Here is a 9,073-nt window from a genome sequence, read left to right as displayed (position 1 = left end):
GTCCAGTGGCGCGTCTTCTCTTCTTGAACGCGCCACTGGAGTGGCGCGCCCCCAGCGTCAGACCGCCAGGTTCACCGTCACGCTCTTGCGCTGCGTGAAGCTGTCGAGCATGCCCTCGAGCGAGAATTCGCGGCCGAGGCCGCTCTGCTTGTAGCCTCCGTAGGACATGCCCGGCGTCTGGCCGCCGCCCTGGTTGACCTGCACCCAACCCGACTCGATCGCATGCGCGGCGCGCAGGCCCTTGCCGATGTCGTGCGTCCACACATAGGCCGCGAGGCCGTAATGGCTCTCGTTGGCCATGCGAATCGCCTCGGCCTCGTCGCTCCAGCGGATCGCCACCAGCACCGGCCCGAAGATCTCCTCGCGGGCGAGGCGCCAGTCGTTCGAGCGGTCGGCAAACACGGTCGGCATGGTGAAGTAGCCCTCGCTCAGCGGGCCGGTCTTGGGCGGCAGGCCGCCGAACACCAGCTTGGCGTCGGAGCGGTCGAGGCCGTCCTGCACGTACTTGCAGACCTTGGTGTACTGCTTGTTGTTGATGATCGAGCCGATGTCGCTCGCCTCGTCCAGCGGATCGCCGATCTTCAGCGCCGTGACCTTCTTCTCGAGCTTCTTGAGGAAACTGTCGAAGATGTCCTCGTGCAGGAACATGCGCGAGCCTGCCGTGCAGCTCTGGCTCTGGCGGGTGAAGCGCATGGCATTGATGATGCCGTCGACCGCCCAATCCTCGTCGGCGTCGGGATAGACGATCGAGGGGCTCTTGCCGCCCAGTTCCAGCGACACCGGCACGATGCGCTCGGCAGCGGCGCGCATGATCACCTTGCCGACCTCGGTCGAGCCGGTGAAGGAGAGCTTGCGGATCTTTGGATGGTTGGCGAGCGCGCCACCGCACTCCTCGCCGTATCCTGTAATCACGTTCAGCACGCCGGGCGGCACGAACTCGTTCGTGATATCCGCCATCATCAGTACCGCGAGCGGCGCGTCCTCGGCCGCCTTCATCACCAGCACGTTGCCGGCGCAGAGCGCGGGCGCGATCTTGAGCGCGCCCAGCATGACCGGCGCGTTCCACGGGATGATGGCGCCCACGATACCGAGCGGCTCGCGGCGCGTGTAGGACAGCACGCTCTCGCCCAGCGGCACGGTTTCGCCCTTCAGCTCAGACGCGAGGCCACCGAAATAACGGAAGATGTCGGCCGCCAGCTTGGCCTCGCCCCGCGCCTGGGTGCGCAGCGCGTTGCCGGTCTCCATGGCGATCGTGCGCGCCATCTCCTCGACGCGTGCTTCCATCGCCTCGGCGATCTTGAGCAGGAGCTTGCCGCGCTCGCGCGGCACGACGTTCTTCCAGGACGGGAACGCCTTCTCGGCGGCGGTTACGGCCAGCTCGACGTCCGCGGCGCCGGCGTGAGGCACCTGTGCGATCGACGTCTTCTTGCCGGGATTCTCGATCGTGATGACCTTGCCGGACACGCTGCCGATCCATTTGCCGCCGATCAGCTGGCCCTTGGGCTGATAGGTGCCCGATGCGGGCGACAGCTGGGTGGGGGTCACGGTATCCATGGGCTTTCTCCGGATTTTGAGGGCGGGAGTTTGGCCCGCACGGCGCGGCGCTACAAGCCGTACCGGCTCGCGATTACCCCTTCTTCTTCGAGGACTTCCGTTGCCGCTTCCGCTTCGCGGTCAGCTCGCCGTACTTCATGCCTTCGAGCTTCAGCCCGTCGGGGTCGAGGAAGAAGACGGCGTAGTAATCCTCGTAATATTCGTCGGCCGGATCGACGATGCGCACGCCCTGTCCCTCCAGGTAGCCCTGCAGCGCATCGACGTCGCGCCGGCTGCGCAGCTGGAATGCATAATGGTGAAGGCCGACATCGCCGATGCGATACTTTTTGCGCCCCTCGGCCGGCGCGATCCAGTAGCGGGTCTTGCCGTTCGTCCAGCCGATGGTCGAGGGATACTCGTCCGAGATCTCGAAGCCCAGGAAGGTGAACAGCCCACCATAGAAGGCCTTGGACTTCTCGTAGTTGCTCACCCTGATGCTGATATGGTCGATACCGACGACACGAGATACGGGAGCGGACGTCTTGGAACGGGCCATGCTGTCCTCCGGATTTCCAGTGGTCACAACGGGCCGAATATCGGATTGTTTCGCCCTGATTCGAAGAGGGACGAGATGAAGCGATTCCTGAGCGGCGTTGCCCCGACATTGGCGTTGACCATGGGCCTCCTGGCCGCCGGCAGCACCTGGGCCGGCACCCTGGACGACGTCGCCAAGAACGGCGTCATCCGTGGCGGCTTCCGCGAAAACGCCCATCCCTTCGCCTACAAGGGCCCGAACGGCCAGCCCGCCGGCTTCATGGTCGAGCTCTGCGAGGCCGTGACCAAGGACATTTCCCAGCAGCTCAAGCTCCCCGGCCTGAAGGTCGAGTTCGTGCCGGTCACCACCGAGAACCGGCTCGACATGATCACACAGGGCAAGATCGACCTGCTCTGCGACTCGCTCACCGAAACCCTGGACCGCCGCGCCACTGTCGATTTCTCCATCGCCACCTTCGTCGACGGCACCAGCTTCGCCATCCGCAACGACGGCCCGAAGGACATCCAGCTGCTGGCCGGCAAGAAGGTCGGCGCCATCGCCGGCACCCTGACCGAGGAGGAGCTGCGCAAGGCGCTGGCCGCCGTGCACGTCAACGCGACCATCGTGCCCTTCACCGACTTCACGGCGGCCATGACGGCGCTGGAGAAGGGCGAGATCGCCGCCTACTTCGCCGGCGGCGCGATGCTCACCGCCATGATCAAGGGCCACAAGGACGCCGCCCGCATCCTGATGGCGAACACCTATCTCAGCATCGAGCCGTTCGCGCTGGCGATGAAGAAGGGCGAAAGCGACTTCCGCCTCGCCGTCGACCGGGCGCTGAGCCACATCTACAAGTCGGGCCAGATCGCCACCATCTTCGGCAACGTGTTCGGCAAGAACGCGCAGCCCACGCAGCAGCTCCAGACGCTCTACCTCGTCTCGGCCTTGCCGGAGTGAGCCGGAAGGCCCATCTCCGCTCCCATGTCGCGTCCCTTTCGCCTTTCCGTCCTCGACCAGTCGATCGCCGTCTCAGGACGGCCGCACGACCAGTCGATCCGCAACACCGTCGCTCTGGCCCAGCACTGCGAGGCGCTGGGCTATGAGCGCTTCTGGGTGTCGGAGCATCACAACCATCCGACCATCGTCGGCACCGCGCCCGAGATCGTGATGGCAGCCATCGCCGCCACGACCGAGCGCATCCGCATCGGCAGCGCCGGCATCATGCTGCCGCATTATTCGCCGTTCAAAGTGGCCGAGGTCTTCCGCGTGCTCGACGCGCTGGCGCCGGGCCGCATCGACATGGGGCTGGGCCGCGCACCGGGTTCGGACGGCCGCACTGCGTTTGCGCTCAACCCCGCCGCCAACGAGCGGCCCGAGCATTTCCCCGCCGACGTGCGCGACCTGATCGCCTGGGTACACAACGAACCGCTGATCGACCGTCATCCCTTCGCCGCGGTGAAGGCCTTCCCGCAGGCAGAGACCGCGCCGGAAGTGTGGATCCTCGGCAGCTCCGATTACGGCGCGCAGGTCGCGGCCCTGTTCGGCCTGCCCTACTGCTATGCCTGGTTCTTCAGCGACGGCGCCGGCGGCGAGCGCGCCATCGATCTCTACAAGCGCAGCTACCGGCCGAGCGCACGGCATCCCGAGCCGCACTCGGCGCTCTGCGTCCTGGCGCTGGCTGCCGACTCGATGGAGAAGGCGCAGTACCATTACACGTCGCGGGCGCTGAGCCGCATCAACCGCGACAAGAACATCCTGGGCCCGCTGCTGCCGCCCGATGAAGCGGCACAAGCGCCGCTCGCCGATTTCGAGCGCGCCAAGATGGAACAGTTCCGCAAGGACTCCTTCGTCGGTACCGGCCCCGAGGTCGCGGCCCGCATCACCGAGCTGAAGGAGCGCGTCGGCGTCGACGAGATGGCCGTCGTCACCTGGACCCACGACGAACAGGTCCGCCGCGACAGCTACACCGAACTCGCCAAGGCCTACGGCTTCGCACCGTAGGCCTGTCGGCGTCGTAGACTAGTGCGGTTCCGTCCAGCTTTCCGAGAAGGCCAGTGCCGAGGTGCTGAAGGGTCGGCCCTCGCGTTCGCGCGGCCACGGCTTGCCGCGGGCCTGCTGGCCGTTCAGCGTCAGCCGGCCCGACAGCGCTGGGACCAACACAGTGCAGACACCGTAGGGCCGCGGATTCGGCTCCTTGTTGGGCTCGGTATGGATCAGCAGCGGGTCGCCGATATCGTGCCAGGTCAGCGCGATCTCGGCGTCAGCGGCGGACACATATTCCGTCCAGAAGTAGCGCGGGTCGCCGGACTTGCTGAAATCGGCATCGATCACCGGGATCGACAGGTCCTTCAGCTCGGGATTGAGCATCCCCTGCACGGTCTGCTGCAGCCAGCGCGCCATGGCGATGTTGTCGGAGTAGATGCGCCATTTCCCTTCGGTCAGCTCGCTCTTGAGATAGAGCACATGGCCGGGGCCGGCGGGGCAAAACAGGATTCGCCAGTAGCTGGCATCGGTGGAATTGGGATCGCCATCTTTTTCGCTGAGGCGAAGGAACGGATTCTCGCCTGTCAGGACGACGCGGTGCGGATCGGCGACGCTCATCTTCTCTCTCCCTGTGTTTCTCACGATGTGCGCAACCGCGGTAACCACCGGCCGTTCACACATCTGGAGCCTAGCAGGAGGTCCCGTATGGGCGAAGCCTTTGCACGCACGACGATGAAGCTTCTGGCCGGTGTCGTCGGCGCGTCTCTCATCACTTTCACCGTCATGGCACAGACACAAAACGACCCGCCGGGTCGTGTCGGCCGCTTGGCCTTCGTCGACGGCACGGTTTCGTTCCATGACGACGAGCAGGATGGCTGGACCAAGGCCGTGATCAACACGCCGCTCACGACGGGCGACGCCATCTGGACCGAACCCAATGCGCGCAGCGAGGTTTCCATCGCCGGCACGCGCGTCCGCATGGAAGGTTCCACCGAGCTCGACATGTCACAGATCGACGACAACCAGGTGCGCCTGCAACTGGCGCAGGGCCGCGTCGACGTGAAGACCCCCCAGATGGACACCTCGCAACCCTACGAGATCGTGACCCCGCGCGGCACGATCACGCTGCAGCAGCAGGGCGATTACTATGTCGAGGCCGGCTCGCAGCAAGACCCGACGCGCCTCGGCGTGCGCGCCGGCGCGGCGCAGATCCAGGGCATGAACGGCCAGACCCTGGCCGTGCGGCCAGGCGAAGTCGGCGAGGTCTATGGTGACGGCAGCTCGATGCAGCTCAAGACCGTGCGCGCCGCTCCGCCGGCGCCAGCGGCTTCTTGGGCCGCGCGCGACCGGCAAGTGGTTTACGACCAGCAGCCGCAGTACGTGCCCGCCGGCATGACCGGTTATGAGGACCTGAACGGTTACGGCAACTGGGTGAACGACGGCAGCTACGGCCAAGTCTGGGTGCCGCGCTCGACGCCGGCCGGCTGGGCGCCGTATCGCACCGGCCACTGGTCCTATGTGAAGCCGTGGGGCTGGACCTGGATCGACGAGCAGCCCTGGGGCTTCGCGCCGTATCACTATGGCCGCTGGGCCAACAGCAACAACCGCTGGGTCTGGGTGCCGCCGCAGCGCGAGCAGCGGCCGGTCTATGCGCCGGCGTTGGTCGCCTTCGTGGGTGGCATCGAACTCGCGGCCCAGCTCGGCAACCAGGGCCGCAATACCGGACCGGTGGGCTGGTTCCCGCTGGGGCCGCGCGAAGTCTATGTGCCGCCCTATTCGACCAACCGCGACTACTATCAGCGCATCAACCGCGCGGCGCGCATCCAGGACCGCGATCTCGAGGATCGCTGGGAGCGCGCGCAGCGCCGCGAGGCCTTCGTTGCCGGACAGAACTCCGTGCTGGCCAACCAGCGCTTTGCGACCGTGGTACCGTCGCAGGCCTTCGTGCGCTCGCAGCCGGTGCAGCGCGCCGTGCTGAACATCCCGGCGGACAGGCTCGCGAAGGCGGCCGTGGCGCCGGTTTCGGCGCCGCCGGCGCCGACCGCGTCGGTTGCCGCCGTGGCGGATGCCAAGACTGTCGCCAAGCCGGAAGCCGCCGACGCCAAGGCCGCTACGAACGCCAAGACGGCAGCCGAGGCCAAGGCAAAGTCCGGTGACGTCGCGGTCACCAAGACGGCGGTTGCCGACATGCAGACGCTGGCCAAGCCGCAGGCCGCGGCCAAGGAGACCAAGACCGCCGCCCCGGGCCCGAAGATCGCCCGGGCTGACGCCAAGGCGGGCACCGAGGCCAAGGTACCGACTGCGGAAAACCCCGACGTGAAGACGGCCAAGCCTGCCACCCCGCCGCTTCAGCCGCGCCAGGGTGCCGCCCCGCCGGCACTCAGGGAAACGGACAAGGCTGAGCCTAATCAGGCCAAGCAGGAATCCGGCACGCCGGAACAGGGCAAGCAGGAGTCGGGCAAGCCGGCCGCCAACCAGCCGAAGGAGGCCGCGCCCGCGCCGCCGAAGCCGGCCCTCGCCTCGCCCGACCCGTCACCCGCGAAGCGGGACGACACGAAACGGGACGAGCCCAAGCAGGCTGCGCCGGATCAGCAGAAGCCGAACGCTGCCCCGCAGCCCAAGCAGGACGAACCCAAGCAGGCGGCTCCCGCTCCGCAAAAGCCGGCCGGGACGCCCCAGCAACGGCAGGAGGAGCCTCGTCAGGCCGCTCCGCAGCCGGCGCCCCGTCAGGAGCCGCAACGCCAGGAAGCGCCGCGTCAGGAGGCGCCGCGACAGGCCGCCCCCGCTCCGGCTCCCCAGCCGCGAGCCGAACCGCAGCCGCAGCGCCAGGAGCAGGCCCAGCCGCAGCGTCCTCAGCCTCAGCAGCAGGCGCCGCAGCAGCAACAACCGCAACAGGCTCAGCCGCCGCGCCCGCAGCCTCAGCCGCAACCTCAGCCGCAGCAGCAGGCCCCGCGTGAAAGAGAGACCCGCGCGCCGGCTCCGCAGCAGCAGAACCAGCAGATCGCCCAGCCGCCGCAGCAGCAACCCCAGCAGCAGCAGCCTCAACGTGGCAACAATGGGGGCGGCGGCGGCGGCGGCAACAAGAAGGACAAGGATTAACTCGTCCTTCTCGAGCAGCGGGCGCTGGAAGCCTGCCTACAGAACCTGGTTGCGGAGCGTCGCCTCGCCCCGCCACAGGCGGTCGAGGTTCTCGATCAGGATATCGATGACATTGTCTTCATAGGCACGCGTTTCGCCCGCCGTATGCGGCGTGATGAAGACATTGGGCAGCGTCCACAGCGGCGACGCCGCCGGCAGCGGCTCCTCGGCGGTGACGTCGAGCGCCGCCGCCCAAATCTTGTTGCCCTCCATCGTCTTGATGAGGGCTGCCTCGTCGGCGACCTTGCCGCGCGCGACGTTCACGAAAACCGACGAGGGCTTCATACCGGCGAAGGCTGCCGCGCTCATCAGGCCGGTCGTCTCGGGCGTGAGCGCACAGGTCAGCGCCACGATGTCGGCCTGCGGGACCAACTGCACCAGATCTTCCATGCCGTAGATCTCGTCGGCGCCGTTGGTGCCGGCCTTGGGATCACGGCGGATACCGATCACCTTCATGTCGAAGGCCTTGGCGAACTTGGCGAGGTGGCTGCCGATGCGGCCCATGCCGACGATCAGCAGCGTCTTGCCGCCCAGCTCGTCCTCGCGCTGCGTCAGGTCGCCCAGCATGCCGCGCCACACCTTCTTGTGCTGGTTGTCGCGGGCCTCGGGGATCCGCCGGAAGACGGCGAGGATCAGCGCCAGCGCATGTTCGGCCACGGCGCGGGCGTTGACGCCGGCCGCGCTCGCCAGCCGGATACCCTTGGCGCCGAGCAATTCCTTGGAATACTGGTCCATGCCGGAGCTGATGGACTGGACGAACTTGAGCTTGGTGGCATGGGGGATGATGTCGTTCTTCCACATGCCGGAAGCCGAGACGACATCGGCCTCACCGACCCTCTGCACGAACTCGTCGTAGCTGCGCACCTGGAAGCTGTTGATGCCGGTATTCCGGGCATCGAACCGGCCTTTCATCTGGTATGCCGCATGCGCGAAGCAGATTGTCAGTCTATCTCTCGTCGGAAACATGGAACTCCCCCTGCACAAGGTGCCACACTAGCCCGAACGACCACCCAGGGGGAATCAAGATGAGCCGCAATCCGCTTCGTGAACGCCTGAACGAAGGCAAGCCGACCGTCGGCACGCACATCCTGTCGGCCTGGCCGACGCTGGTCGAGCTGATCGGCCATTCCAAGCAGTACGACTATGTGGAGTTCACGGCCGAGTACGCGCCGTTCACGATGCACGACCTCGACAATCTTGGCCGTTCGTTCGAGCTGATGGGCATGTCGGGCATGATCAAGATCGAGCAGACCCAGTACACGCACCAGGCCATGCGGGCGATCGGCTCGGGCTTCCAGAGCGTGCTGTTCGCCGATATCCGCTCGGTCGAGGACGCCAAGGCCGCGGTCGATGCGGTGCGCGCCGAGACGACGATGGCAGAGGGCGCGCGCGGACGCGGCCGCCTCGGCGTCGGCATGCGCCGCGACGTCGGCACCGTCCGCACCGGCGGCTCGCCGGCCTATGTCGATGCTTTGAACGAGGTGGTGATCGCCATCATGGTCGAGAAGAAGTCCTGCGTGGACGATCTCGACCGCGTTCTCGACGTGCCCGGCCTCGACATGGTGCAGTTCGGCGCCTCCGACTTCTCCATGAGCATCGGCAAGACCGGCCAGGCCCTCGACCCCGACGTGGTCGCGGCCGAGAAGAAGACGATCCAGACGGCGCTGAAGAAGGGCCTGCACCCGCGCGTGGAACTGCGCGACCCGAGCCAGGCGGCCAAGTATCTCGACATGGGCGTTAAGCACTTCTGCATCGGCTGGGATGTCCGCATCCTCGCCGACTGGTGGGATACCAAGGGTGCCGAGATGCGCAGCCTGCTGGGTGGCGGCGCCGCAGCTCCGGCAGTGAAGGCGCCGGCCAAGGCCGGCAACTACTAACGTCTGT

At 66.8% G+C, this 9,073-nt stretch carries 8 protein-coding genes; 4 read left to right on the top strand and 4 right to left on the bottom strand.

Annotated features, from left to right (window positions below):
• Positions 1-57 precede the first annotated feature (57 nt).
• Together AC1ROX_RS30090 and AC1ROX_RS30085 are read right to left on the bottom strand one after the other, a co-directional pair.
• On the bottom strand, positions 58-1,554 hold the full coding sequence (locus AC1ROX_RS30090; protein ID WP_493132350.1) for an aldehyde dehydrogenase family protein: 1,497 nt from the start codon (positions 1,552-1,554) through the stop codon (positions 58-60).
• Between the two features lie 73 nt (positions 1,555-1,627).
• Positions 1,628-2,089 carry a VOC family protein gene (locus AC1ROX_RS30085; RefSeq protein ID WP_493132348.1) on the bottom strand — a complete coding sequence of 154 codons (462 nt, stop codon included), beginning with the start codon at positions 2,087-2,089 and terminating at the stop codon, positions 1,628-1,630.
• Between the two features lie 75 nt (positions 2,090-2,164).
• On the opposite strand from AC1ROX_RS30085, the gene AC1ROX_RS30080 reads away from it, so the two are divergent.
• Together AC1ROX_RS30080 and AC1ROX_RS30075 are read left to right on the top strand one after the other, a co-directional pair.
• A complete protein-coding gene (locus AC1ROX_RS30080) occupies positions 2,165-3,025 on the top strand; it encodes an amino acid ABC transporter substrate-binding protein (RefSeq protein ID WP_493132346.1) in 861 nt (286 codons plus the stop codon).
• Between the two features lie 24 nt (positions 3,026-3,049).
• A complete protein-coding gene (locus tag AC1ROX_RS30075; RefSeq protein WP_493132344.1) occupies positions 3,050-4,069 on the top strand; it encodes an LLM class flavin-dependent oxidoreductase in 1,020 nt (339 codons plus the stop codon).
• 18 nt (positions 4,070-4,087) lie between these two features.
• On the opposite strand, the gene AC1ROX_RS30070 is transcribed toward AC1ROX_RS30075, so the two are convergent.
• Positions 4,088-4,669 carry a hypothetical protein gene (locus tag AC1ROX_RS30070; protein WP_493132342.1) on the bottom strand — a complete coding sequence of 194 codons (582 nt, stop codon included), beginning with the start codon at positions 4,667-4,669 and terminating at the stop codon, positions 4,088-4,090.
• An 87-nt stretch (positions 4,670-4,756) separates the two neighbouring features.
• Here AC1ROX_RS30070 and AC1ROX_RS30065 point away from each other — a divergent pair, with 87 nt between their 5' ends.
• Positions 4,757-7,150, top strand: a complete 2,394-nt coding sequence (locus AC1ROX_RS30065; protein WP_493132340.1) for a DUF6600 domain-containing protein — start codon at positions 4,757-4,759, stop codon at positions 7,148-7,150.
• Positions 7,151-7,186: 36 nt separating this feature from the next.
• On the opposite strand, the gene AC1ROX_RS30060 is transcribed toward AC1ROX_RS30065, so the two are convergent.
• Positions 7,187-8,101, bottom strand: coding sequence for a D-2-hydroxyacid dehydrogenase (locus tag AC1ROX_RS30060; protein ID WP_493132338.1), 915 nt, complete (start codon positions 8,099-8,101; stop codon positions 7,187-7,189).
• 113 nt (positions 8,102-8,214) lie between these two features.
• Here AC1ROX_RS30060 and AC1ROX_RS30055 point away from each other — a divergent pair, with 113 nt between their 5' ends.
• Positions 8,215-9,066, top strand: coding sequence for an HpcH/HpaI aldolase family protein (locus tag AC1ROX_RS30055; RefSeq protein ID WP_493132336.1), 852 nt, complete (start codon positions 8,215-8,217; stop codon positions 9,064-9,066).
• The last annotated feature ends 7 nt before the right edge of the window (positions 9,067-9,073 follow it).

The organism is Reyranella sp. GW821-FHT14A01 (assembly GCF_058803965.1).
This window is presented reverse-complemented; position numbering and strand designations above follow the sequence as displayed.